Annotated in this window: 19 protein-coding genes; 7 read left to right on the top strand and 12 right to left on the bottom strand. The window is 62.5% G+C overall.

What is annotated here, in order from left to right:
• Window positions 1–29 precede the first annotated feature (29 nt).
• The 6 genes from AC5SSZ_RS10270 to AC5SSZ_RS10245 form a co-directional block, all read right to left on the bottom strand.
• A complete protein-coding gene (locus AC5SSZ_RS10270; RefSeq protein WP_495438124.1) occupies window positions 30–1,820 on the bottom strand; it encodes an aminopeptidase P family protein in 1,791 nt (596 codons plus the stop codon).
• Window positions 1,821–1,895: 75 nt separating this feature from the next.
• Window positions 1,896–2,546 (bottom strand): 2-hydroxychromene-2-carboxylate isomerase, encoded by a 651-nt coding sequence (locus tag AC5SSZ_RS10265; protein ID WP_495438123.1) that lies wholly within the window; start codon window positions 2,544–2,546, stop codon window positions 1,896–1,898.
• A gap of 12 nt (window positions 2,547–2,558) precedes the next feature.
• Window positions 2,559–4,436 carry a cobaltochelatase subunit CobT gene (cobT, locus tag AC5SSZ_RS10260; protein ID WP_065273065.1) on the bottom strand — a complete coding sequence of 626 codons (1,878 nt, stop codon included), beginning with the start codon at window positions 4,434–4,436 and terminating at the stop codon, window positions 2,559–2,561.
• Window positions 4,433–5,134 carry an aspartate/glutamate racemase family protein gene (locus tag AC5SSZ_RS10255; protein WP_495438122.1) on the bottom strand — a complete coding sequence of 234 codons (702 nt, stop codon included), beginning with the start codon at window positions 5,132–5,134 and terminating at the stop codon, window positions 4,433–4,435. The genes cobT and AC5SSZ_RS10255 overlap by 4 nt, the downstream gene beginning before the upstream one ends.
• Before the next feature lie 19 nt (window positions 5,135–5,153).
• Window positions 5,154–6,134: a cobaltochelatase subunit CobS gene (gene cobS, locus AC5SSZ_RS10250; protein WP_065273067.1), complete on the bottom strand. Its 981-nt coding sequence runs from the start codon at window positions 6,132–6,134 to the stop codon at window positions 5,154–5,156.
• Window positions 6,135–6,408: 274 nt separating this feature from the next.
• Window positions 6,409–7,032 (bottom strand): J domain-containing protein, encoded by a 624-nt coding sequence (locus AC5SSZ_RS10245; RefSeq protein WP_065273068.1) that lies wholly within the window; start codon window positions 7,030–7,032, stop codon window positions 6,409–6,411.
• 106 nt (window positions 7,033–7,138) lie between these two features.
• Between AC5SSZ_RS10245 and AC5SSZ_RS10240 the strand changes: the two genes are divergently transcribed.
• Complete coding sequence (locus AC5SSZ_RS10240; RefSeq protein WP_495438121.1) at window positions 7,139–7,393, top strand: BolA family protein; 255 nt, start codon at window positions 7,139–7,141, stop codon at window positions 7,391–7,393.
• A gap of 36 nt (window positions 7,394–7,429) precedes the next feature.
• Here the strand turns inward: AC5SSZ_RS10240 and AC5SSZ_RS10235 are convergent, their stop codons facing one another.
• Window positions 7,430–7,933, bottom strand: a complete 504-nt coding sequence (locus AC5SSZ_RS10235) for a DUF4177 domain-containing protein (RefSeq protein ID WP_274828886.1) — start codon at window positions 7,931–7,933, stop codon at window positions 7,430–7,432.
• Window positions 7,934–8,069: 136 nt separating this feature from the next.
• A complete protein-coding gene (pepT, locus tag AC5SSZ_RS10230; protein ID WP_495438120.1) occupies window positions 8,070–9,308 on the bottom strand; it encodes a peptidase T in 1,239 nt (412 codons plus the stop codon).
• Window positions 9,309–9,593: 285 nt separating this feature from the next.
• Between pepT and AC5SSZ_RS10225 the strand changes: the two genes are divergently transcribed.
• Window positions 9,594–10,046, top strand: coding sequence for a hypothetical protein (locus AC5SSZ_RS10225; protein WP_274868127.1), 453 nt, complete (start codon window positions 9,594–9,596; stop codon window positions 10,044–10,046).
• Between the two features lie 182 nt (window positions 10,047–10,228).
• On the opposite strand, the gene gatB is transcribed toward AC5SSZ_RS10225, so the two are convergent.
• On the bottom strand, window positions 10,229–11,737 hold the full coding sequence (gatB, locus tag AC5SSZ_RS10220) for an Asp-tRNA(Asn)/Glu-tRNA(Gln) amidotransferase subunit GatB (RefSeq protein ID WP_495438119.1): 1,509 nt from the start codon (window positions 11,735–11,737) through the stop codon (window positions 10,229–10,231).
• A 365-nt stretch (window positions 11,738–12,102) separates the two neighbouring features.
• Here gatB and AC5SSZ_RS10215 point away from each other — a divergent pair, with 365 nt between their 5' ends.
• The gene (locus tag AC5SSZ_RS10215; protein ID WP_495438118.1) at window positions 12,103–13,857 is read left to right on the top strand and encodes a calcium-binding protein; all 1,755 of its coding nucleotides are present in this window, start codon (window positions 12,103–12,105) and stop codon (window positions 13,855–13,857) included.
• A 127-nt stretch (window positions 13,858–13,984) separates the two neighbouring features.
• Window positions 13,985–16,351, top strand: a complete 2,367-nt coding sequence (locus tag AC5SSZ_RS10210) for a Tex family protein (protein ID WP_495438117.1) — start codon at window positions 13,985–13,987, stop codon at window positions 16,349–16,351.
• Between the two features lie 90 nt (window positions 16,352–16,441).
• On the opposite strand, the gene AC5SSZ_RS10205 is transcribed toward AC5SSZ_RS10210, so the two are convergent.
• From AC5SSZ_RS10205 to pepN, 3 genes are all read right to left on the bottom strand, one after another.
• Window positions 16,442–17,740 (bottom strand): hypothetical protein, encoded by a 1,299-nt coding sequence (locus AC5SSZ_RS10205; protein WP_368947520.1) that lies wholly within the window; start codon window positions 17,738–17,740, stop codon window positions 16,442–16,444.
• A gap of 160 nt (window positions 17,741–17,900) precedes the next feature.
• Window positions 17,901–18,347, bottom strand: a complete 447-nt coding sequence (locus AC5SSZ_RS10200) for a hypothetical protein (protein WP_495438116.1) — start codon at window positions 18,345–18,347, stop codon at window positions 17,901–17,903.
• Between the two features lie 16 nt (window positions 18,348–18,363).
• A complete protein-coding gene (pepN, locus tag AC5SSZ_RS10195; RefSeq protein WP_495438115.1) occupies window positions 18,364–20,928 on the bottom strand; it encodes an aminopeptidase N in 2,565 nt (854 codons plus the stop codon).
• A gap of 184 nt (window positions 20,929–21,112) precedes the next feature.
• Here pepN and AC5SSZ_RS10190 point away from each other — a divergent pair, with 184 nt between their 5' ends.
• The 3 genes from AC5SSZ_RS10190 to AC5SSZ_RS10180 all read left to right on the top strand — a co-directional run bounded on the left by AC5SSZ_RS10190 (window position 21,113) and on the right by AC5SSZ_RS10180 (window position 25,026).
• Window positions 21,113–22,621: an FAD-binding domain-containing protein gene (locus AC5SSZ_RS10190; protein ID WP_495438114.1), complete on the top strand. Its 1,509-nt coding sequence runs from the start codon at window positions 21,113–21,115 to the stop codon at window positions 22,619–22,621.
• Window positions 22,621–22,785, top strand: coding sequence for a DUF2256 domain-containing protein (locus AC5SSZ_RS10185; RefSeq protein ID WP_495438113.1), 165 nt, complete (start codon window positions 22,621–22,623; stop codon window positions 22,783–22,785). Before AC5SSZ_RS10190 ends, AC5SSZ_RS10185 begins: the two co-directional genes overlap by 1 nt.
• A 117-nt stretch (window positions 22,786–22,902) precedes the next feature.
• On the top strand, window positions 22,903–25,026 hold the full coding sequence (locus AC5SSZ_RS10180; RefSeq protein ID WP_495438334.1) for a malate synthase G: 2,124 nt from the start codon (window positions 22,903–22,905) through the stop codon (window positions 25,024–25,026).
• Window positions 25,027–25,055: the final 29 nt, after the last annotated feature.

The following is a 25,055-nucleotide window of genomic DNA, read 5'->3' as shown; positions in this document are numbered from 1 at the left end:
TCTTGCCCCGGCAATGTAACAGCCGGGTATCAGATCGCCGCAGTCGCCTGATCCAGCCAGGCCTGTGCGGCGGGGCTGATCTGCGGGCGGATTTTCTGGGCGACCTGCGCATGATAAGCATTCAGCCAGTCGCGTTCTTCCCTTGATAGCATATCTGCGTCAATCAGCCGCCGGTCGATCGGGACAAAGGTCAAGGTACGCCAGTCCAGCATGTCACGCTCTGCGTCTCCGCCGGGCAGGGCAGGGGCCTTTTGGGCGACGATCAGGTTCTCGATCCGGATGCCAAAGCCGCCTTCGCGATAATATCCCGGTTCATTGGACAAGATCATGCCGGGCTGCAGCGGTACCGCAGAGGCACGGCTGAGGCGCTGCGGGCCTTCGTGTACGCTGAGGTAGGCGCCGACGCCATGGCCCAGACCATGATTGAAATCCTGCCCGGCCAGCCACAGCGGCATCCGCCCGATGGCCTCGATGTCGCGCCCGGCCAGTCCCTGTGGCCAGCGCAGGCACGAGATTGCGATCATGCCCTGCAGCACGCGGGTAAAGGCGGCGCGTTCCTCGGCTCCCGGGGCGCCAATAGCAATGGTGCGTGTGATGTCGGTGGTGCCATCCAGATACTGCCCGCCGCTGTCCAGAACCAGCAGATCGCCGTCCTGCAGTACCGTGTCGGTCTCGACCGTGACGCGGTAGTGGATCACGGCGCCATTGGCTCCGGTGCCCGAAATGGTGTCAAAACTGATATCGCGCAGCCTGTCGTCCCGGCGGCGCAGCGTTTCCAGCTGTTTGACCACGTCGATTTCGGTGATGCTGCCCGGGGCCTGGTCGTCGAGCCAAGCCAACAGCTCCACCACAGCGGCGCCATCGCGCAGGTGGGCGGCGGCGCTGCCTTCGATCTCTGCCGCGTTCTTGCAGGCCTTGGGCAGGGCGCAGGGGTCGCCTGTCGGCTGAAGACGGCCGCCTAGAGTCTCGGCAACGATCTGCGGCAGGCTGTCCCGGTCCACCGCCACGGCGCCATTGAGCGCGCCCACGGCATTCAGGAAACCGGCAGGTGGATGTACGGTTACGCCTGCGCCCAGATGATCCGTCAGCCCCTCCAGTTTCGACGGGTCCATGAACAGGTCCACACGCGCATCACTGTGCAGGATGGCAAAGCCATGGGCGACCGGATTGCGTGGAATGTCCGATCCGCGGATGTTCAGCAGCCACATGATGCTGTCGGGTAGGGTGATAAGGGCGGCCTCTTGTCCGGCCTCGCGCAGGCCCTTGGCCAGCCGTCCGCATTTGTCGGCGGCGCTTTCCCCGGCGTAGGCCTCGGGGTGGGCGATGACGGGCTCTGCGGGCGGTGCAGGCTGGTCCTCCCAGATGCGGTCCACCAGGTTTTCACAATCGACAAGCATGATGCCGCTGCCGTCCAGCTGTCTGCGCAGGTCGGCGATCTGGCCGGTGGCGTGCAGCCATGGATCAAACCCGACGCGACCGCCATCCGGCAGCTGTTCCTTCAGCCAGTCGTGCAGCTGGACCTCGGGCCAGGGCACCGGGGTATAGACATCAGCGACCTGCTGTTTCACCTGCGTGCGGTAGCGCCCGTCGATGAAGACACCCGCGACATGGGCCATGGCCGCGCAAAACCCTGCAGAGCCGGTAAAACCGGTCAGCCAGGCAAGCCGGTCGTCCCGCGGGGCGACGTATTCGCCCTGATGCGCATCGGCGCGGGGCACGAGGAATCCATCCAGCGCCTCCCGATCCAGCTCTGCGCGCAGTGCCTGCAGCCGGGGCGGCCCCTGATCCGGGCGGGCGGTGACGTCGAATGACTGAAACATGGGGAGCCTCCTGCGTTGGCGGGTGTCAACAGCGCCAGAGAACAGCGAAGCGGGGCCGGGTGCAACCCGGGAAATTCAGGCCGTGCCGACAGATGGGTTCTGAAAGGTCGTGTTTGGGAAGGGCTGGCGCAGGCCGAATTCCAGCAGTTCCAGATGGTCCTGTCCGTAATAGGGATCCCCATCCAGCACATAGGTCGGTGATCCGAACAGATGCATCCGCAGGGCCGCATCGGTATTGGCCTGTAGAGCCGCCTGCACATCGGGCGCCATCGCACCTTCAAGCAACGGTTCGGGGGCAAGCCCGGCGTTTCGTGCAGCCTGTGACAGCTGCTCGGGGTTCATCAGGTCGATGTCATCGCGCCAATGCGCCTCAAGCAACGCATGGGTAAGGGCATCAACGTCCTGCCCCAGACGTTCGGCCATGATCACCATGCCGCTGGAAAGGGTCAGGGGGTTGTCATGGTAGGTCGGACGGTAGGTAATGATCGGAACACCGCGATAGGCGGCCCAGCGTTCGATCTCGCGCCCGAAGAAGTAATCGACATGCGCCTGACTGCGCCCGGCAAAGGGACGCCCGCCTGCCTGCTCCACCACCGGCGACAACAAAAAGGGGCGGTGGATCAGTTGGCAGTCATGGGCCGCGCAGATTTCTGCCAGCCGCCTGGAGCCAAGATAGGCATAGGCGGAATGGGTGGAGTAGAAATATTCGATCTTGCGCTGCGCCATGCCGGGGCTCTCTTAACTGGCCTTCTTGATGCCCATGACACGGGCGCGGGCGCGCGGGTCGCTGTCAAACAGCGCCGCCAGCTGTTCGGTCATGGCTCCGGCGAGTTGTTCGACATCGGTAATGGTCACCGCGCGGTCGTAGTAGCGGGTGACGTCATGGCCGATGCCGATGGCCAGAAGCTCCACTTGCTTTTTCTTCTCCACCATGGCGATCACATCGCGCAGGTGTTTTTCCAAGAAGTTCGCCGGGTTCACCGACAGGGTAGAATCATCTACCGGCGCGCCGTCGGAAATCACCATCAGGATCTTGCGCGCCTCGGGACGGCCGACCATCCGGCGGTGCGCCCATTCCAGCGCCTCACCGTCGATGTTCTCTTTCAACAGGCCCTCTTTCATCATCAGGCCAAGGTTCGGGTGCGCGCGGCGCCATGGTACATCGGCACCCTTGTAGATGATGTGGCGCAGATCGTTCAGACGACCAGGCTGCTGCGGGCGGCCTTCGTTCAGCCAGGCCTCGCGCGCCATGCCGCCCTTCCAGGCGCGGGTGGTAAAGCCGAGGATCTCGACCTTCACGTTGCAGCGTTCAAGGGTGCGGGCGAGAACGTCGGCGCAGATCGCCGCGATCGAGATCGGACGTCCCCGCATCGAGCCGGAGTTGTCGAGAAGCAGCGTCACCACGGTGTCGCGGAACTCGGTATCCTTTTCGCGTTTGAACGACAGCGGGGTGGTCGGGTTGGCGACAACGCGCGCGAGACGGCCTGCGTCCAGAATGCCTTCTTCCAGGTCGAATTCCCAGGAGCGGTTCTGCTGCGCCTGAAGACGGCGCTGCAGCTTGTTGGCAAGCCGGGAAACGGCGCCCTTCAGCGGTTCCAGCTGCTGATCGAGATAGGCGCGCAGGCGCTCCAGCTCGGCTGGTTCGGCCAGATCTTCTGCGGCGATTTCCTCGTCGTGGGTGTCCAGGAACACCTTGTAGTCGGGATCCGCTTCTGAGGCAGGCGGCGGCGGGGGCGGGTCCAGCGGCGCCTCGCCATCGGGCATTTCGGTTTCTTCCGACAGCTCGTCCTCAGCCATCTCGTCCATCGAGACCTGGGCCTGGCTTTCGTCTTGCTGCTGCTCCTGCGCCTGTTCGGCATCCGCATCGGCCTGTTCGTCGTCGGAATCATCTTCGCCGGAGCTGTCGGGATCCTGCTGCTCTTCGGCGTCCTCTTCGGCTTGGTCTTCCTGATCCTCATCCGGCTGATCGGGGTCATCGCCCAGCTGGTCGCCATAGCCGAGATCGGTGATGATCTGGCGGGCAAAGCGGGCGAATTCCGCCTGATCGGCAATCTTCTCTTCGAGGTCGCCGAGCGTTTCACCGGCTTCGGCCTCGATATAACCGCGCCACAGCTCGGCCACGTTGGCAGCACCTTCGGGCAGCGGGCGGCCCGTGGCCATCTGCCGGACCAGATAGCCCGCAGCAGCGGCCAGCGGCGCCTCGGTCGAGGATTTCATCTGATCATAGCCGCGCCGGATCGCCTCGTTGCGGATCTTGACGTCGATGTTGGAGGCGGTGCCGGGCATGTGGCGTGCGCCCATCGCCTCGCAGCGGGCGGTTTCCATCGCCTCGTACAGATCACGGGCCATCTCGCCTTGCGGTGCGTATTTCGCGTGGACGGCATCGTCGTGGAACTTGTGGCGCAAAGCGAGCGCATCCGCAGTGCCGCGGGCCAACAGCACTTCCTCGCGCGTCATCCGGCGGGAGACCTGCGGCAGGCGCATGGAATCGCCCGAAAGCCCGGCCGGGTCGACCGTGTAGCTGACCGACAGTTCGGAATCGTCGGCCATCACCTTGGTCGCTTCGGCCAGCGCCTTTTTGAACGGATCTGCCGGGTTGTCGGTCGGTTTGCTCATATTTTCGCTCTCACTTCATCGAGGTCGGCTTCATCGGCCGCCAGCCGCGCCAGCAGGTCCACATGCACATCCAGCGCATCTACCACCCTATAGCCCGGATCCTGCCCGTCAAACGCCAGGTTGAGATCGGTGCCCGCCAGCACGATGGCATCGGCGCCCAGACCATCGACCATCCGCTGTCCTGCATCCAGGAACAGCGCCCGCTTTTGCGGCGTGCATACCCCGGCGACGGCCATGTCCTGATAGCTTTGGCCCAGATCCTCGATCTCATCCTCCAGCGCCACGGCGCGGGTTTTCTTCAATTGCCCATAAAGGCCCGTCTTCATCACCACGCGGGTGCCCAGCAGACCGACGGTGTTCAGCCCCTGTGCCGCAAAATAATCGTCCAGCGGCGTGACGGCCGAGACCAGCGGCAGGGACGACAGCGCCACCGTTTCGTCGAAACAGAAATGCCCACCCAAAGAGGTGATGGCAACGCAATCGGCCCCGGCGCCGCGCAGACGGTCGATCAGCCCGGCATAGATTTCGGCCTGCGCCGCGCGTTTGTCCGACAGATTGTTGCGGATCAGCTCCTGCACATCGGCATGGACGATGGTCAGCTCCAGCGGCAGGCCCCGTGCGGTCATCGCCGCCGTCAGCCGCTGGTAATAGACCACCGTGGCTGCAACGCCGATTCCACCGATCAGGCCGATATGCATGGGAGTGTCCTTACCGGGTTCAGGCGACGTTTGCCGCGCTTTCGGGCAGTTCCTCGTCAAAGCAACGCTGATAGAACTCGGCCACGGTCTGACGTTCCAGCTCGTCGCATTTGTTCAGGAACGACAGGCGGAAGGCATAGCCCACGTCGCGGAAGATCTCGGCGTTCTGCGACCAGTTGATCACGGTCCGCGGCGACATCACGGTGGACAGGTCACCGTTCATGAAGGCGGTCCGGGTCAGATCCGCAACGGTGACCATCTGGCTGACGATCTTGCGGCCCTTCTCGGTGTTGTAATGCGGTGCCTTGGACAGGACGATGGCGGTTTCGGCATCGTGGCTGAGGTAGTTCAGCGTGGAGACCAGCGACCAGCGGTCCATCTGGGCCTGGTTGATCTGCTGGGTACCGTGGTAAAGGCCCGTGGTATCGCCCAGACCGACGGTGTTCGCGGTGGCAAACAGGCGGAAGAAGGGGTTCGGGGTGATGATCTCGTTCTGGTCGAGCAGGGTCAGCTTGCCGTCATGCTCCAGAACCCGCTGGATCACGAACATCACGTCGGCACGGCCCGCATCGTATTCGTCGAATACGATGGCAACCGGATTGCGCAGCGCCCAAGGCAAGATGCCTTCGTGGAATTCGGTGACCTGCTTGCCGTCGCGAAGTTTGATCGCATCCTTACCGATCAGGTCGATCCGGGAGATGTGGCTGTCGAGGTTGACGCGCACCGAGGGCCAGTTGAGGCGGGAAGCGACCTGTTCGATGTGGGTCGATTTACCCGTGCCGTGATAGCCCTGGATCATCACGCGGCGGTTGTGGCTGAAGCCAGCAAGGATGGCCAGCGTGGTGTCGGGGTCGAACTTGTAGGTCGGATCCAGCGCCGGCACCCGGTCAGAGCCTTCGGCAAAGCCCTTGACGGTCATGTCGGTGTCAATCCCGAACACATCACGGACCGAAATGGTCTCGGTCGGTTTCGCATTCATATCCAGCATGCCGTCGCTCATAGCAGTCGATCCTTATCTCTGTGCCCCGGCGGTCTTGGGGGCGTAATTCGGGGGATTGGTGCCCGATCTGACGGAGAAGGGCAAGCGAAAGGTAGTTGAGCGGTACAATTGCGCGACGTCTCACCGCGATGGATGCATGTTTGGCGGGCTGTGGCAGAGGCTATGAGCGTATACGGGGAGCGCTGAAACGGGCTTAGAGCGAAGAATGTACGACGGCCAGATCCTGCACGAAAAGGGCCCCGGTGGGGCCCTGATCACAAAATGCGTAGATCGGTTATTTGAAGCTGCGGCTCTCTTTCAGCTGGTCCCAGGCCCAGACAACCTCTTGCAGCTGTTCTTCCTGACTGCGGTCGCCGCCGTTCATATCCGGGTGCAGAACCTTGATCAGTTTCTTGTAGGCCTTGCGGATCTCAGCCTTGGACCAGTCGTCGCGGGCTTCCAGGATCTCAAGTGCGCGGCGCTCGGTGGCGGGCAGGCGGCGGCCGGATTTCGCGTTCTTGCCGGGGTTGCGGGTGGCATTGGCCCCCAGCACCTGATGCGGGTCCTCAATGCCCAGGCGCGCCCAGGCGCGGGCCTCCGGGTCGCCCATCGGGCGGGTCTGCCGTTCCCAGACCTTGTCTTTGGAGGCCTGTGCGTTCAATTCAGCCTCTGTGGTGCCCTGGAAGAAGTTCCATTTCTGGTTGTATTCCCGGATGTGCTCCTGACAGAACCAGACGTATTCATCCAGCACATCGGGGGCTTTGGGGGCGCGGAACTTGCCGGCTTCCTCGCAGCCGTCCTTGGCGCAGGTTCGCACCGATGTTTCTGAGGCTCCGGATACGGCACGTCGCCCGCGTGGGTTTTTCTTTTTCGCGGAGCGGACGGACATATCGAAACCAAAGGGATCTGATTTGCTCATGGGGCGCACCTTCTAGACGGATCTGCTCGACTCGGAGCAAGCAGTTTAGTGTAAGGGGCAGAAGATAGAAGGGGGGAGGGGAAATTTTTATGAGAGTGAGCGGAAAATGAGCGTGAAGAGCGAAATGGAAATGCGCCTGCAAGAGGCGTTCCAGCCCAGCCATCTGGAGGTCGTCGACGACAGCGACAGCCATATCGGACATGCCGGTCATGACGGTGCGGGTGAGAGTCACTTTAATGTGAAAATCCGCGCTGCGGCCTTCGCCGGGATGAACCGGGTTCAGCAGCACCGCGCGGTCCACAAGGCATTGGGTGATATCGTGCCGCGTATTCACGCGCTGGCGCTGGATATCAGCAGTTAAGCACGGCTTATTGCGCCCCAGGCGGGCGCGGTATCCTCAGCGGGTTCCGGAGTCGTCTTCGGGATCGCCTGTCGGTTTTTCAGGCAGATCGCGCGTCGCTGACAGGCTGGCCCGGGTTTTGAGCGCGGTCGTCACGCCCGAAACCGGGCTGAGTTCTTCGACACCATCGTCGCCCTGCATCTGCGCTGCGCCGGGACCGGGAACCGGGGTTGCTCCTGTGGGGGCTTCGGGATCACCAGCTGTGGCCGTCAGCGGCGGGGCGGCCGCGGCTGTGTCCTCTGCTGGGGCCTGCTGTACGGGGGCAGGGGCCAGCGCACGGCGGAAGATCAGCACATTGCGCCAGTTGGTTGTCGATCCGGTCAGCCCGGAACGTTCGTCCGAGGGCAGCAGTTCTGCGCGCTGGTATTCCCAGCCTTCAGCGGCCATCTGGTTAAGGGTGATCTCGACCGAGTGGGCAAAGCGATCCTCGGGGGTTTTCACGCCCTTAGCCTTGGTGCCCTTATGCGGGGCGGGAACCACTTTGTATTCATAAGGCTGCATGCCGGACTCCTGACGACTAGCCCGAAGGTTTAGCGGATGCAGGCGAGGGGTCAAGCTGCGCCGCCGGAACGCGGCGCAGGCCGTGACATTCTCTCTACATCTGCGGCGGCGACAGGGTGCCGCGCGGTGGGGCCGGTTACTTCTTCGCAGCCAGCTGCGCCAGGGTCAGGCAGACGTTCGTCGCCGCGGCCATGTCCTGCACCGAAACCCATTCCAGCGGTCCGTGCACGCATTGCATGCCGCAGAAGATATTCGGCGTCGGCACGCCAAGCTCGGTCAGGCGCGATCCATCGGTGCCGCCGCGGATCGGGATCGAGATCGGCTCGATCCCATTGGCCTTGCAGGCCTCCAGCGCCAGATCCACCGGGGTCATGTCATCCTCCAGCCAGTAACGCATGTTGCGATACTGCGGGTAGATCTCGCAGGTGATCTCCGCGCGCGGCTCGCTTGCCTGCACGGCGTCGCAGACCTTGCGCAGAAGATCACCCTTTGCGGCCAGCCCGCCCCGCTCGAAATCGCGCAGGATCAGCTTGATCTCCATCTCGGAGGAGCCACCGTTCATGTCGGTCACATGCAGGAAACCCTCGCGCTCATCGGTGGTTTCCGGCGTCATCGTGGCCTGTGGCAGGGTCTGGATGATCTTGGACGCCAGATGCGCTGCGTTGACCATCTTCTCCTTGGCCCAGCCGGGGTGGATCGACACGCCCTTGATCGTCACCACGGCGCGGTCAGCCGAGAAGCTTTCATAGATGATCTCACCCAAATCGCTGCCATCCAGCGTATAGGCGAAATCGACGCCAAGATCCTTGGGCAGTTGCGGATCGACGCCGCGGCCGATCTCTTCGTCCGGGGTAAAGGCGATGCGGATGGGGCCATGGGGGATGTCTGGATTGTCGATCAGGTGCTGCGCCAGCGTCATTACCACGGCAACGCCCGCCTTGTCATCGGCGCCGAGCAGGGTGGTGCCCGAGGCGGTGATCAGGTCATGCCCTTCCTTGCCCGCCAGATAGGGGTGATCCTTGGGCGAGAGCACCAGATCGGGATTGTCGGGATATGTGATGTCGCCGCCATTATAGCCCTTGATCACGCGTGGCTTGACCCCTGTGGCGTTGAACTGCGGCGCGGTGTCCACATGGGCGAGGAAACCCACGGTCGGCCCCTCTGCCGTGCCGGGCACGGTGGCGAGTACCGTGCCGTATTCGGTCAGCTCCACATCCTGCGCGCCGATCTCTTTCAACTCCTCGACCATCAGGTTCAGCATATCGAATTGGATCGCGGTGCTGGGGGAGGAGGGCGAGGTCTCATCGCTTTGACTGTCGATGGCGGCATAGCGCACCAAGCGGTCCTGAAGGGCCTGATCGAATTGGGTTTTCATGGGGTGCTCCGTAGAGAGGTGTTCGTTGGGCGGCAGGCTGGGCCAGAGCGCAGCAAGGGTCAAGGGTAGGCTTGCAACCGCAGGGGGCTGCGGGCAGGGTGGAGGCATTGCAGGGCAGGGATTGACAAGGGGCAGCACATTTGGACGTCAGCGAGATTGTAGACCGGCAGAGTTTTAGGGATTGGCTGGAGGAACCGCCGGAGGGACGATGTCGCTGCCTTGTGGTGGCTTTGGCAACGAGAGCGGCTCTCAGAATGCTTCCAAAATGGGGCGGAACTACTCGCGATGATTAACTTGATAAAACAGACTGTAATTCCCTTGAGTTTGATAGCGTCTGGAGCATCGGCTCAAACAAACCCACCTCAAAATATCTTCTTTGGCTTTGACTTCTTCTTGAAGCCGATCGCGATCAAGTGGGCGTGCGGAGGGCAGCGAGATCACGACTTAGCGGCTATCGAAGCGCTCATTGCAGCCTTTCCCAAGGACGCGGAGCGTGCTGGCGTGCAGGCTCACATTGATGCAATGACTGAGGTGTCAGAGGGGAAGGCGGGCCTGTCTGAAGTTCTAGGAGCCGAACTCGCCAGTGATCAAGCAGAACGGCTGTGTAGCTCGGCGAAAACCCTCAGCATCGCCTGGGCAACGCCAGAGCAAATTGCCAATGATGATGAAGAAGGCATTCCTCCTGAACAGCGAGCCGCGTGGCAAGAGTTTTGGAGAGTCGTTGAAGGCCTTCAATGATCGAAGGGGGGGGGGCGTAATTCGACAGGGGCATGCGCGAAAATAACTTTCGCTGATAAGCAGCCGATTGTGAGGGTAGGGTCGAACTTGTATCCGACCTAGGTGGGGCGCTGCCCTTGTGGGGTAAACGCGACAAAAAAGGCGCCCCCAGTTGGAGCGCCTTTTGATAAGGTTTGATTGGCTCAGCCCAGTTTCTTGGCGACCAGCTCGTTCACCGCCTTGGGGTTGGCCTTGCCGCCGGTGGCCTTCATCACCTGACCAACGAACCAGCCCGCCAGTTTCGGGTTCACCTTGGCCTTTTCCACCTGCGCGGGGTTGGCGGCGATGATCTCGTCCAGTGCGGTCTCAATCGCACCGGTGTCGGTCACCTGCTTCATGCCGCGCTCTTCGACGATCTTCGCGGGGTCGCCACCTTCGGTGTAGACGATCTCGAACAGGTCCTTGGCGATTTTGCCGGAAATGGCGTCCGAGGAAATCAGGTCAATGATCCCGCCCAGTTGCGCCGGGGAGACCGGGCTGTCGGTAATGTCGTGGTCTTCTTTCTTCAGGCGGCCGAACAGCTCGTTGATCACCCAGTTGGCGGCCAGCTTGCCGTTGCGGCCCTTGGCGACCTCGTCGAAATAGGCGGCCGATTCCACATCTGCGGTCAGCACAGAAGCATCATAGTCGGTGAGGCCGAAGTCCGCGATGAAGCGGGCCTTTTTCTCGTCCGGTAGCTCGGGCAGGTTGGCGGCGATACCGTCCACCCAGTCCTGTTCGATCTCCAGCGGTAGCAGGTCGGGATCGGGGAAGTAGCGGTAATCATGCGCTTCTTCCTTGGAACGCATGGAGCGCGTCTCTCCCTTGTCCGGATCGTAAAGACGGGTTTCCTGCTCGACCTCTCCGCCAGCTTCGACGATGGCGATCTGGCGGCGGGCTTCCACCTCGATTGCTTGCTGGATGAAGCGCATGGAGTTCATGTTCTTGATCTCGCAGCGGGTGCCGAGATGCGAGAAATCCTGGGTTTCCTGGTATTTCTCATAGGCGCCCGGCAGGCAGATAGACACGTTGACGTCGGCGCGCAGGTTGCCGTTCTGCATGTTGCCATCGCAGGTGCCCAAATAGCGCATGATCTGGCGCAGCTTCGCGATATAGGCGGCGGCTTCCTCGGGACCGCGGATATCGGGGCGCGAGACGATCTCCATCAGGCAGACGCCGGTGCGGTTCAGGTCGACAAAGGACATCGCCGGGTCCATGTCGTGGATCGACTTGCCCGCGTCCTGTTCCATGTGGATACGCTCGATCCGCACCATGCGCGCGGTGCCGTCGCCCAGTTCGACCAGCACTTCGCCTTCGCCGACGATGGGGTGGTAGAGCTGCGAAATCTGATAGCCCTGCGGCAGGTCAGGGTAGAAGTAGTTCTTGCGGTCGAATGCGGACCAGAGGTTGATATCCGCCTTGAGGCCCAGCCCGGTGCGCACCGCCTGTTCGACGCAATATTCGTTGATCACCGGCAGCATGCCGGGCATCGCCGCATCAACGAAAGAGACGTTGGAGTTCGGCTCGGCGCCGAATTGGGTCGAGGCGCCAGAGAAGAGTTTCGCATTGGAGCTGACCTGGGCATGCACCTCCATGCCGATGACCAGTTCCCAGTCATGCTTGGCGCCCGAGATCACCTTGGGCTTGGGGAGTTCATATGTCAGGTCGAGCATGGGTGCCGGCTCCTAATATCTGGTTTGCCCAGCGTTCTAGGGCCGCCGGGCGCGAGGAGCAAGAGGCAATGGCGGCAGCGCCCCTGTGGCCTGCAGTTTAGTTCAAAGTGTCTCTTTTAAATGTCCGGCCCGGATGGACGCGGATCGTGCCCATCGCTTCGGGCCGTGGCTTTCCCGCCGGGATAACAAAATCAGGGCTATTCGACGCCGGGAAGGAGCCTCTGCCCAGATGACCACCTCGCCCTAAGCGAAAAATTGGAAACATCAAAGACTCGATAAGGTTGTTTTGCTGAGTTCAAATGCACCCTGTGCGGGTTTTTGCTGACGCATGGCAAATACCATATTCAACAGAGGACACCGGCGATATGGCGAATATTAAAACTGGAACAGACGCAGACGATATCCTTTTCGGAACCGCTTACGATGATGTGATCGATGGCGGTCTTGGCAACGACACCCTCTACGCGGGAAGTGGCTCTGACAGGCTGACTGGCGGTGCTGGTGCTAACCATTTTGCCTTCCGCTCCGGGGATGGGATGGACACCATCACCGATTTTGTCGATGGACAGGATACGCTGGAAATACGCGGTGCGGCCTGGTCCGATGTCACGATTGCCGCTGTCGATGGCGGTACCCTTGTGACCTATGGCGAAGGTGACAGTATCTTCCTGCAAAACGTCGATGCCGCCAATATCGACCAATCGGACTTTACCCTGGTGGATGCCGATAGCGCCGACGTGATCGAATACAACACGCTTTACGGGCCTCTGAACACCGTCGTGATCGGCGGCACCGGGATCGACACACTGAGGTTTGTCGGCCCCTACAATGCCTCCATCGGTGCGAATGCGCAGCTGATCGACATTGAGCAGATCCAGCTGGGCGATGCGGAGACACCGGGCCATTTGCGGCTTGAGTCTGGCGGCCTCTACAATTTCAGCGCGATTACGTTCCTGGACAGCACCGGCGATATCTTTGTCGATGGCACGCTGGCGACCAAAGTCACCGGCAGTGCCCAGGACGATAGTATCATCAGCAACTCTGGCGACGACACATTGGATGGCGGCCTTGGCGATGACTACATCTGGGGTGATGCTGGCGATGATCGCATCTTTGGACGGGATGGCGATGATCACCTGGTCGGCAGCTCTGGCGGCGACCTTCTCTCCGGCAGCAATGGCAGTGACACTCTGGATGGTGGCGAGGGCCGCGATTCCCTGTACGGGGGCGGCGGCGATGATCTCATCCTGCACGAGACGGCGGACGGGCGCCTGGATGGCGTCGTGAGCGGTGGCTCCGGGATCGACACGCTGAAATTCACCGGCAGCGACAACAACCGCATCAGCGCGGATGCAGAGCTGCGCGGTATCGAGCAGATCCAGCTGGGGGTTGCCGGGCAAGACGAAGGCCTGCGCCTGGAGGCCGGCGGCAGCTATGACTTCAGCGAGATGACATTCCTCTACAGCAACCGCTTCATCACCATCGACGGTATCGAGGCGAGCAACCTTATCGGCAGTGCCCAGGATGACATCATCTCCAGCAACTATGGCGCTGACACGCTGGATGGCGGACTTGGCAATGACTACATCTGGGCCGATGGCGGCAACGATGTTGTTTATGGCGGATCAGGGAGTGACGAGCTGCTGGGCAACTTTGGCGAGGATGCGCTGTTTGGTGGCGCGGGTCATGACAGCCTTGACGGGGGTGTTGGACACGACACGCTGCATGGCGGGGCAGGCGATGACAATCTGCTTGGCGGGGATGGTAACGACGTTCTCACGGGTGGTGATGGCTTTGACTACCTGATTGGCGGTGACGGCGACGATGTGATCAGCGGCGGTGCCGACTTTGACTATTTGGCTGGCGGTACCGGAAATGACATCCTGAGCGGCGGCGTCGGGTTCGATGTCTTCGCCTTTGAGCAAGGCGGCAACGCTGACGTCATCACCGATTTCGAAGTGGGTGTCGACTTGCTGGAAATGCAGGTTGTGACCCAGGGGGAAATCACCATCACCTCGGTGGTCGATGGCACGCTGGTTGGCTATGGCGCGGGCGATACGGTGCTGCTTGAAAATGTCAGTGCCTCTGAGCTCAGCTGGGATGACTTCATCTACTTCTGAGCGCCCTGACGGCTGAAAAATGGCGGATGCGCGCAGGTGCATTCGTCACCCCCTTGGCGGCTCCTGTCGCCAAGGCTAAGAAGGGTCTCCCCGCGCCATGACCGCGCCAAGGAAGAGGACCCCGCCCGTGGATACATCGCCCGAGATCAGCGCCCGCATCGCCCAGACCATCGCAACCGAAATCGGCGCTGCCGCCAAACAGGTCAGCGCCGCCGTGCAGTTGTTGGATGAGGGTGCGACGGTGCCTTTTGTCGCCCGCTACCGCAAAGAGGTGACCGGCGGTCTGGACGATACCCAGCTGCGGACCCTGGACGAGCGCCTCTCTTACCTGCGCGAACTCGAAGCGCGCCGGGGAACCATCCTCGAATCGATCCGCAGTCAGGACAAGCTGACCGACGATCTGGCTGCCAAGATTGCCAAGGCCGAGACCAAGGCGCAGCTTGAAGATATCTATCTGCCCTACAAGCCCAAGCGTCGTACCAAGGCGATGATCGCGCGGGAAAACGGGCTGGAACCATTGGCCGAGGCGATCCTTGCCGACCGCAACCTTGAGCCCGAGGCGTTGGCCGAAAGCTATATCACCGAGGCGGTGGCGACGGTGAAGGATGCCCTGAACGGTGCGCGCGATATCCTGACCGAGCGCCTGACGGAAAACGCCGACCTTCTGGGTCGGCTCCGCGAGTTCTTGCAGCGCGACGCCTTGCTGACCGCACGGGTGGTCGAAGGCAAGGAGCAGGAAGGCGCCAAATTCTCTGATTACTTCGATCATCGCGAACGCTGGGCCGATGTACCCTCGCACCGGGCGCTGGCGATGCTGCGCGGCTCGAACGAAGGCGTGCTGACGCTGGATATCGGCCCCGACCCGGAAGAGGGCGTGGCAAAGGCCGAGGCCATGGTGGCCGCGGTTCTGGGGGCTGGCGGCGATGGGCCCGGCGACAAATGGCTGCGCAAGGTCGCAGGCTGGACCTGGAGGGTGAAACTGTCGCTGTCGATGATGCTGGAACTGATGGGCGATCTGCGCGCCCGGGCGCAGGAGGATGCGATCCAGGTCTTTGCCCGCAACCTCAAGGATCTCCTTTTTGCAGCGCCAGCCGGTGCGCGACCGACCCTCGGGCTGGACCCGGGCATTCGCACCGGCGTCAAGGCGGCAGTGGTTGATGCGACCGGGAAGTTGGTGGCCACAGAGACGCTGTATCCGTTTCAGCCCAAGAACGATCTGCGCGGGGCGCAGGTATCGATCCTGAAGCTGATCGCGGAGCACGGCGTCGAGCTGATCGCCATCGGCAATGGTACCGCCTCTCGCGAGACCGAGCGGATGGTGGCCGAGGTGCTGAAGAATCTGCCGACCAAGATCAAGGCGCCGACCAAGGTGGTGGTCTCCGAAGCGGGCGCCTCAGTCTACTCGGCTTCTGAACTGGCGGCGCGGGAATTTCCCGATCTCGATGTTTCCTTGCGCGGCGCGGTTTCCATTGCCCGCCGTCTGCAGGACCCGTTGGCCGAATTGGTGAAGATCGAGCCCAAGAGCATCGGCGTTGGCCAGTACCAGCACGATGTCGATCAGCACAAACTGTCGAAATCACTGGAGGCGGTGATCGAGGATGTGGTGAACGCCGTCGGCGTCGACCTCAACATGGCTTCGGCGCCGCTTCTGGCGCATGTCTCGGGGCTTGGCCCCGGGCTGGCCGAGGCGATCGTGGCGCATCGGGATGCCGCCGGGGCGTTCCAGTCCCGCAAGGAGCTGTTGAAAGTTTCGCGGCTTGGTCCCAAGGCGTTTGAGCAATGCGCGGGCTTCCTGCGTATCCGCGACGGCAAGGAGCCGCTGGATGCGTCCTCTGTGCACCCGGAGGCCTATGGCGTGGCGCGCAAGATCGTGGCGGCCTGCGGGCGGGATATCCGCCAGATCATGGGGGATAACACGGCTCTTCGCGGCATCCGCGCCGAAGACTTCGTCGACGACAGCTTCGGCCTGCCCACGGTCCGCGACATCCTGAGCGAGCTGGAAAAACCCGGCCGCGATCCGCGTCCCAGCTTTGTCACCGCTTCCTTTACCGACGGGGTCGAAGAGATCACCGATCTGAAACCGGGCATGGTGCTGGAAGGCACGGTGACCAATGTAGCAGCCTTTGGCGCCTTCGTGGATATCGGCGTGCATCAGGACGGCCTGGTGCATGTCAGCCAGCTGGCTGACCGGTTCGTGAAGGACCCGCATGAGGTGGTGAAAGCCGGGCAGGTGGTGAAGGTCACCGTGACCGAGGTGGACGTGCCGCGTAAACGGATCGCCCTGACGATGAAAAAGGACGGCGGCGCGTCGGCCCGGGAAAACCGCAAGGAACGCAGCGCCGGTCCGGGGCAGGGGCCGGGCAACCGTCGCGGTGGCAAACCGCCTGCGCGGGGGAAGATGACGGCAGGCCCCAAGGGGAAACCGGCGCAGGAGAAAGGTGGCGCCACCGGCGCGCTGGGCGCAGCACTGATGGATGCCTTCAAGAAAACCTGAACGCCGGATGAAGCCGCAACGCAAAAGGCCGGGCATGTCCCGGCCTTTTCTGTGTCTGTTGACAGTGCTGCGTTGCCCGAGGGCGCACGCCTAGCCGGTGGTCACATGCAGCCCGTCCGGTGTGATGGCGATCTTCTGGCCATGGGCGATCTCATCTCGGAAAATCTGCGCGATAAAGCTCATAGCCTGTGCCTGCCCGCGGGCCGAGAAGCGGCGCAGCGAGGTAACTCGGGCGCTGTTGTCAAACCCGTTCGCCGCATGGGCCCAGATCAGCGGATGCACTTCGCGCAGGTGGTCGCGGATCAGCCAGCTGGCGGCGCTTGCGATTTCCTGCCGGGGCGTCTGCGGCGTGGTGCCATCCATCTGCGCGCCGCCCAGTGCCACCGCGCAATAGGCGCTGAGAAGGTTCGCCATATCCTGCGAGGGATGGGCGGCCAGGATGTCCTTCAGACCGTCGATGAAAAACTGCGGATCGACCAGGGCCCCGGCTGCCGAGTCGGTGGCAAGGGCGTCGAAATAGACCCAAGTGTAGCCACCGGAGCCCCAGATATCCTGCGTGCGCGAAGCGGTGCGGCGGGCCTCCAGCTCCAGCGCCGGATAGGAACCGGAGCACCGTGGCAGCATCTGAAGCCCAAGGGCGCGCATGGGGCGGTGGTTCTGCGGTGCCAGATCGATCAGCCGGGCATAGGCATCGGCCACATGCAGCGTTTCGGCGCGGCGGGCGGCAAAGAGCGCGCAGTCCGCCGCTGCAAGGAAGGCGCTGCCGGGCAGACCGGGCGCGATGCCCGATAGCAGCGTGGCAGCGCGTTCAAAATGGGCTGCGCAGCGCCGCAGGTGTACCTTGGAGACGGTTTCCTCAAGTCCCGGACCTCGCCAGACCCAGCCGATATCGATATGGGCCAGCGCGATCAGCGCGGTCAGATAGGGGTCTTTGCGGTGATCCTTGCGGATGGCCTCTAGTGCCATCACCCCGTCGATAAGCTGCCGTTGATCGCGGGGCTGCCCGTCATTCAGGGCATGCTCCACCGCGTTGACCACATCGGCGCGTGCGCCATAGGCCAGAAGCTCGGCCTCGGGCATGCCGCCGGGAGTGGTGAACCGTGCCTGATCGGCCTCTGCGATCCGGTCCGAGAGCTCCTGCCAGCGCTCTTGTCGGGCAAGGAACTGCCCCTCCTTCTGCAAGGCACAGCAGGCGGTATCCTCGTCGCTCTCGGTACAGATCGAGATCGACAGGCTATCCTCCGGACGCGCATAGTGGGCCGCTGGCTCAGCGCGCACTGAGGCCGGTGCCGCAACGGCGGTCGTGGCGTCGCGTCGTTTCAGCCGGTCAGGCAGGGAAACGGGGAGGCGGGACAGGATATCCGAAAGTTGAAAGGGGGATCTTGGCATTCTCGTTTCCGGCGAATTGGTACTGCTTCGTCCCTCGCAAACTGATGGCGCATTGCGGCGCAAAAATGGCAGCTCTGGGGAACTGAAGGAGCCGATCCGGAAAAACGGGAGAGGTCCTTTCGAAAAGGTATAATGAACAGGGTAAACCTGTAAAATAATACTAAAAAAGTGAGAAATGATGCCGCTCATGGGCGATGCCGCGCTGATCCAGCGCGTGGGTCAGCTCGGCCACAGGCGGCACGACGGGCTGCGGCAGTCGCAGCTTGTTGCCCGTTGTCAGGATCAGAGTTGCGCGGATCGAAAGATCCAGCCGGGTATCAAGCCGCAGCCGCGCGATGCGTGACAGCGGCAGGTCCGTCTGCTCGCCGCCGGTGAACCAGACGATCTGCTCCGCCGTCACATCAAGGCCGGAGCCCGGATTCTTTACCAGATCGAACAGGCCGGGAATGACCGGCAGGAACAACAACGCAATCAGCCATGGCGTTGCCTGCGCATAGAAATACAGCCCGGCCAGCGCCGCAAGCCAGGCTGTCAGCGCCAGAACCAGTGCGGGAGACCGCCCCTTCCGACGGAAGTGATAGTCTTCCACAGGGGCGGTTTTCGGCATGGGAGGAGTGTTCCCCTTAGGCATCCAGGATCCGGGTCACCATTTCGGTGGTGTCACGGCTCAGCCCCTCGGTGCCCGCGATCCGCTCCAGCTCCGTCCGGATCAGCGCCTGACGGTCTGCGTCGTAGCGTTTCCAGGTCTGGAAGGCGGCGCACATGCGGGCGGTGGTCTGCGGGTTCAGCTTATCAAGGGCGATCAGGTTCTCGGCCAGCAACCGATAGCCCGCGCCCGAGGCATGGTGGAACCCGGCGTGATGGCCTGCCAGTGCCCCCATCACCGCGCGGAACCGGTTGGGGTTCTTCAGGGTGAACAATTCATGCTGGGTGAGATCGCGCGCAACGGACGCAGCGGTTTCCGGCGCGGCTGAGGCGATCTGCAAGGCAAACCATTTGTCCATCACCAGCCGGTCGCCTTTCCATTGGTCAAAGAAGGCCTGCGATTGCGCATCACCTTTTTCAGCCTTCAGCAGGCAGGCGAGGGCTGCGTATTGCTGGGTCATGTTGTCGGCGTCTTCATACTGGCGCGCCGCTTGCTGACCGCCGTCAAGCCGGGTCAGAAGCGACAGGATGCGCCCGTTGAGATCACGCTTGCCGCTGCTTATCGCATCCGGGGAATAGGCGCCTGAAACGGTGGTATCCGCATAAAGCCTGGGCAGGCTGTCGGCGAGCTGCTGTGCCAGGGTCTGAACAAAGGTTTCCGCCGCATCAAAGATCTTTTGCGGATCCGGCACATGGCCGCGCTCAAACAGGGTCTGGGCGATGTCGGACTGGCTGGGCGGCGACAGTACCAGCGCGCGAAATGCCGGGTCCTGGCTGTCGTCGCGCAGCAGTTTCTGTAGCGCATCCAGGTAATCGGCATCCGGCGCGGCGCCTTCGAGCACCATGGAAACCCGCGCTTCGCGGGCAAGCGCATTGCCGGCCTCCCAGCGGTTGAAGGGATCGGTGTCATGGGCCAGCAAAAAGGCGCGCTCGGCGTTGGATGTGTCACGTTCCAGGATCACCGGCGCAGAGAATTCGCGCAGGATCGAAGGAACCGGCTTTGCGGCCAGCCCATCGAAGGTAAAGCTTTGCTTTGCCTCGGTCATTTCCAGCACCCGGGTGGCGCAGACCTCATCGCCGTTCGGACCCAACAGGCCGACCGCGATGGGGATCACGCGGGGATCCTTGTCCGGCTGGCCGGGGGTGGGCGGCGTGCTTTGCTCAAAGGTCAGCGTGTAGGTGCCATCGGCATAGTCTTCCGACACTTTCAGATGCGGCGTGCCTGCCTGGCTGTACCAGCGTTTGAATTGCGACAGATCGCGTCCGGTGGCGTCCTCAAAGACTTTCAGCCAGTCCTCGATGGTGCAGGCCTGCCCGTCGTGGCGGTCAAAATACAGCGTTACCGCCTTGGCGTAATCTTCATCGCCCACCAGACGTTTCAGCATGCCGATCACCTCGGCGCCTTTTTCATAGATGGTGGCGGTGTAGAAGTTGTTGATTTCCTGGAACTGTTCGGGGCGGACCGGGTGGGCGAGCGGGCCGCCGTCCTCGGGGAACTGGCGGGCGCGCAGGTCGATCACGTCCGAAATCCGCTTGACCGGAGCGGAGCGCATATCGGCGGTGAACTGGGCGTCGCGGAAGACGGTCAGGCCTTCTTTCAGGCAGAGCTGGAACCAGTCGCGGCAGGTGATGCGGTTGCCGGTCCAGTTGTGGAAATACTCATGCGCGATGATCGCCTCGATGCGTTCGAAATTGGCATCGGTCGAGGTCTCGGGCGAGGCCAGCACACAGGAGGAGTTGAAGATATTGAGGCCCTTGTTCTCCATCGCGCCCATGTTGAAGTCATCCACGGCCACGATGTTGAAGATATCTAGGTCATATTCGCGGCCATAGACATCCTCGTCCCATTTCATGGACTTCTTCAGCGCCTCCATGCCAAAGGCGCATTTGCCCTCGTCCCCCGGGCGCACCCAGATGTTGAGTTCGACCTCCTTGCCGGACATGGTGGTGAAACTGTCGGGATGGTTGACCAGATCGCCCGCCACCAGAGCAAAGAGATAGGCAGGTTTGGGCCAGGGGTCGTGCCATTCGGCCCAGCCCGCACCGCTGGCGGTCGGGTTGCCGTTGGAGAGTTTTACCGGCTCATCCCCTTCGATGCGGACCTTGAAGGTGGACATCACATCGGGGCGGTCGGAGTAAAAGGTGATCTTGCGAAATCCCTCGGCCTCGCATTGGGTGCAATACATGCCGTTCGACATATAAAGCCCTTCGAGCGCGGTGTTCCCCTGTGGGTCGATCTCGACCTCGGCCTCCCAGACAAAGGGCTGGTCTGGCACATCGCAGGTCAGACCTCCCTCGGTAAGTGTCGGGGTCACGGGGGCGCCATCCACGGCTGCGCTGATCAGGGTCAGCTGTTCGCCGTGCAGGAAAAACTCCGGGTTCTCTGCGCCGGGCTTCGGGGCAAAGTGGATGCGGCTCAGAACCCGTGTCGCCTTGGGCGCCAGCCGGAAGGTCAGCTCGACGCTCTGCACCTCGAACCCGAAGGGCGTGTAGTCCTTCAGATAGAATGTCTCGGGCGCGGTTTCGGGTGCGGCATCTTTCATGGCGGGGTCCTTTGCATCTGTGGCGCGGCGCGTTTCCTGCTTGGATTGTTTTGAACCGGCAGGCAGGGGCGCGCGTATCTTGAACATAGTGGTATGCAATGCAGCCCGGAGCAGCAAGCGCAGAGCGCGCAAATCGCGCCCGGCCCTTGGCGCGGGGCAGCAGACAAGGAGGCGCCGCCCGGCAATGACGACAATCCTGTGGTTCAAGCGCGATCTGCGCATCGAGGATCATCCGGCGCTGGCACATGCGGTCGCCTTGGGCAGGCCGGTCCTGTGCCTATATGTTGTCGAACCGGATTTGTGGCGGCTGCCGGATGCCTCTGCCCGACAGTATGATTTCCTGCGGCAAAGCCTGCCCGGCCTGCGTGAGGCGCTGCGCCGCTGTGGTGCGGATCTGGTTCTTCGTGTTGGAGATACGGTTGAGGTGCTGGAAGGGCTGGCGGGGCAGTACGCTGTCGACCATCTGGTCAGCCATGAGGAAACCGGAAACGGTTGGACCTATTCGCGTGATAAGCGTGTCGCGGGGTGGGCGCGGGCGCGCGGCATCCGCTGGACCGAGTTGCCGCAATGCGGAGTGGTGCGCGGGCTGGCGGCGCGGGACGGCTGGCAGCGGGCGCGGGACGGTTTCATGGGGCAAGCGCCGGTAAGTGCGCCCGATTTCGTCGACGCGATACACTGCGACAGCGATCCGATGCCTGCGGCCGCAGACCTTGGTCTGATGCCTGACGGGGCTGTCAATGCGCAGCCGGGCGGACGCCGGGCGGGGTTGCGCTGCCTTGACAGTTTTCTGGACCATCGCGGCCAGCACTATCGCCGCGCCATGTCATCGCCTCTGGAGGGGGCGACGGCCTGTTCCCGCCTGTCGCCGCATTTCGCCTTTGGCACGCTCTCCGTGCGCGAGGTGGTGCAGGCCACGAAAGCCGGGCAAGAGGTAGGGCGCAAGGCCGGTTGGTCCGGGTCGTTGAAATCCTTTCAGGCGCGTCTGGCCTGGCGGGATCACTTCATGCAGAAGCTGGAGGACCAGCCTGATATCGAACACCGTTGCCTGCACCCGGCGTTTGAGGGGCTCAGGCCCATGGAGCCGGATGCCGCTCGACTGGTGGCCTGGCAGAGGGGCGAAACCGGGCTGCCCTTTATTGATGCCTGCATGCGCAGCCTGACCGCCACCGGATGGCTCAATTTCCGTATGCGGGCGATGGTGATGTCGGTAGCCTCTTATCATCTGTGGCTCGATTGGCGGGCAACCGGCCGACATCTGGCGCGCATGTTCACCGATTACGAGGCGGGCATCCACTGGAGCCAGGTGCAAATGCAGTCAGGCACTACGGGGATGAACACCCTGCGGATCTACAACCCAGTGAAACAGGGGCTGGATCAGGACCCCAGAGGCGCCTTTACCCGGGCATGGTTGCCGGAACTGGCCGAGGTGCCGGACCGGTTCCTGCAGGAGCCGTGGAAGTGGCAGGGTGCTGGGCGGCTGCTGGGGCAGGCATATCCGGCCCCTATCGTCGATGTGCAGACGGCGGCGCGGGCGGCGCGCGATGCGGTCTGGGCTGTACGGCAGCAGGATGGATTTCGCCCCGTCGCCCGCCGTATCGTGAAGAAACACGCCAGCCGCAAATCCCCGCCGACCCGGGGCAGGCAGGTCAAAAAGCCTGCGAAGGGCGCTGACCAGCTGAGTTTTGATTTTTAATGGCACGTATGAGGAAGAAAACAGAGCTGCCGACGAAGACCTGCCCGGTTTGCGCGCGCCCCTTTGCCTGGCGGCGCAAATGGGCGCGGGACTGGGATCAGGTCATCTATTGCTCGGCCCGTTGTCGCGGCATGGCAAAGGGCGCATCTGCAAAGAAGATTTGAAACAGCTGCGCCTAAATTGGTAAAAAAGGTTTACCACCCTTGTTGCCGATAGGAAACTTTTCCTGTATCGGGGAAACTGACCAACGTTTACCTGCGAGGAGAGAGCCGATGGCAGACATGAAAGACATTCACGGGATGCAGGTCGCATCCGAGCTGGCTGACTTTATCGAAGCCAAGGCTTTGCCGGGCACCGGTGTCAGCGCCGATGCTTTCTGGGCGGGGCTGTCCGGCCTTGTGAATGGCATGGGCGATGAAAACCGCGCCCTGCTGGCCAAACGCGAAGACATCCAGGGCCGCATCGATGCCTGGCACGTTGAACGCCGCGGCCAGCGGCATGACGCTGTGGCCTATACCGCCTTCCTGCGCGAGCTGGGCTATCTTGTGCCCGAAGGCGATGATTTCGAAATCGAAACCGAGAACGTCGACCCCGAGATCGCCCATACCCCGGGGCCGCAGTTGGTGGTGCCGATCACCAATGCGCGCTTTGCGCTCAATGCGGCGAACGCCCGCTGGGGATCGCTTTATGATGCGCTTTACGGCACCGATGCCATGGGCGATCTGCCCGCAGGTGGCGGCTATGACGCGGCGCGCGGCGACCGGGTGATTGCCTGGGGAAGGGCGTTCCTGGATGAAACCTTCCCGCTGGCCGCTGGCTCCTGGTCCGATATCGACGCCCTGTCGGTCGCGGATGGTGCGCTGGTTCCGGCGCTGAAGGATGCGGCACAATTCGCGGGCCACGTCGGCGAGGCTTCGGCCCCGTCGCGGATTTTCCTGAAAAACAACGGGTTGCACGCGATTATCGAGATCGACGCCACCGGCAATATCGGCAAGGGCGATAGCGCAGGTATCAACGACATCACCCTGGAATCGGCGCTTTCCACCATTATGGACTGTGAAGATTCTGTCGCATGCGTCGATGCAGCGGACAAGGTTCAGGCCTATTCCAATTGGCTGGGCCTGATGAAGCGCGATCTGGCCGAAGAGGTCAGCAAGGGCGGCAAATCCTTCACCCGCGTGCTGAACGACGACATCTCCTACACCACGCCCGCAGGCGAGGTGGCTGCGCTGAAAGGCCGCTCGCTGCTGCTGATCCGCAACGTTGGTCACCTGATGACCAACCCGGCGGTTCTGGACAGCGCAGGCCGCGAAGCGGGCGAGGGCTTCCTGGACGCCATGATCACCGTGCTGATCGCCATGCATGACCTGAAGTCCGAAGGCGGTAACTCGCTGCACGGCTCGGTCTACGTGGTGAAGCCGAAGATGCACGGCCCCGAAGAGGTCGCCTTTGCGGTGAAGATCTTCGACCATGTCGAGGAGGCGCTGGGCCTGCCGCGCAACACCGTCAAGATCGGCATCATGGACGAGGAACGCCGCACCTCTGTGAACCTCAAGGAATGCATCCGCGCCGCCAAATCCCGCGTCGCCTTTATCAATACAGGCTTCCTTGACCGGACCGGTGACGAGATCCACACCTCGATGGAAGCAGGCGCCATGCTGCGCAAGGGTGAGATGAAATCGACCCCTTGGATCGCGTCCTATGAGGATCGCAACGTCGATATCGGTCTGGCCTGTGGTCTGAAGGGCCGCGCGCAGATCGGCAAAGGCATGTGGGCCATGCCTGACCGTATGGGTGAGATGCTGGAGGCCAAGATCGGCCATCCGCAATCCGGTGCTACCTGCGCCTGGGTGCCGTCCCCGACCGCTGCGACCCTGCACGCGACGCATTATCACAAGGTCGACGTTCTGGCGCGCCAGGACGAACTAAAGGCAGGCGGTGCCCGTGGCAGCCTCGCGGACCTGCTGACCATCCCGGTGATGGAAGGGCAGAACCTGTCGGATGATGAGATCGCCAAGGAAATCGAGAACAACGCCCAGGGCATCCTTGGTTATGTGGTGCGCTGGGTCGATCAGGGCGTCGGCTGCTCCAAGGTGCCGGACATCAACAACGTCGGCCTGATGGAAGACCGCGCGACATGCCGGATTTCCTCTCAGGCGCTGGCCAACTGGCTGCACCACGGCATCGTGGATGAGCCGCAAGTGATGGCGGCGATGCAGAAGATGGCCGCCGTGGTCGATGGGCAGAACGCCGGTGATCCGGCCTATCGTCCGATGGCGCCCGGGTTTGACGGCATCGCCTTCCAGGCGGCCTGCGATCTGGTCTTCAAGGGCCGCATTCAGCCCTCTGGGTATACCGAGCCGGTGCTGCACGCCCGTCGGCTTGAGCTGAAGGCGGCTGGCTGACCCATACGATTGATCGGACCGGGGCCTGT

This window comes from Phaeobacter sp. CC-HEC084, from assembly GCF_059429255.1.
The sequence above is the reverse complement of the archived record's forward strand: the minus strand, read 5'-3'. Positions and strand labels throughout refer to the sequence as shown.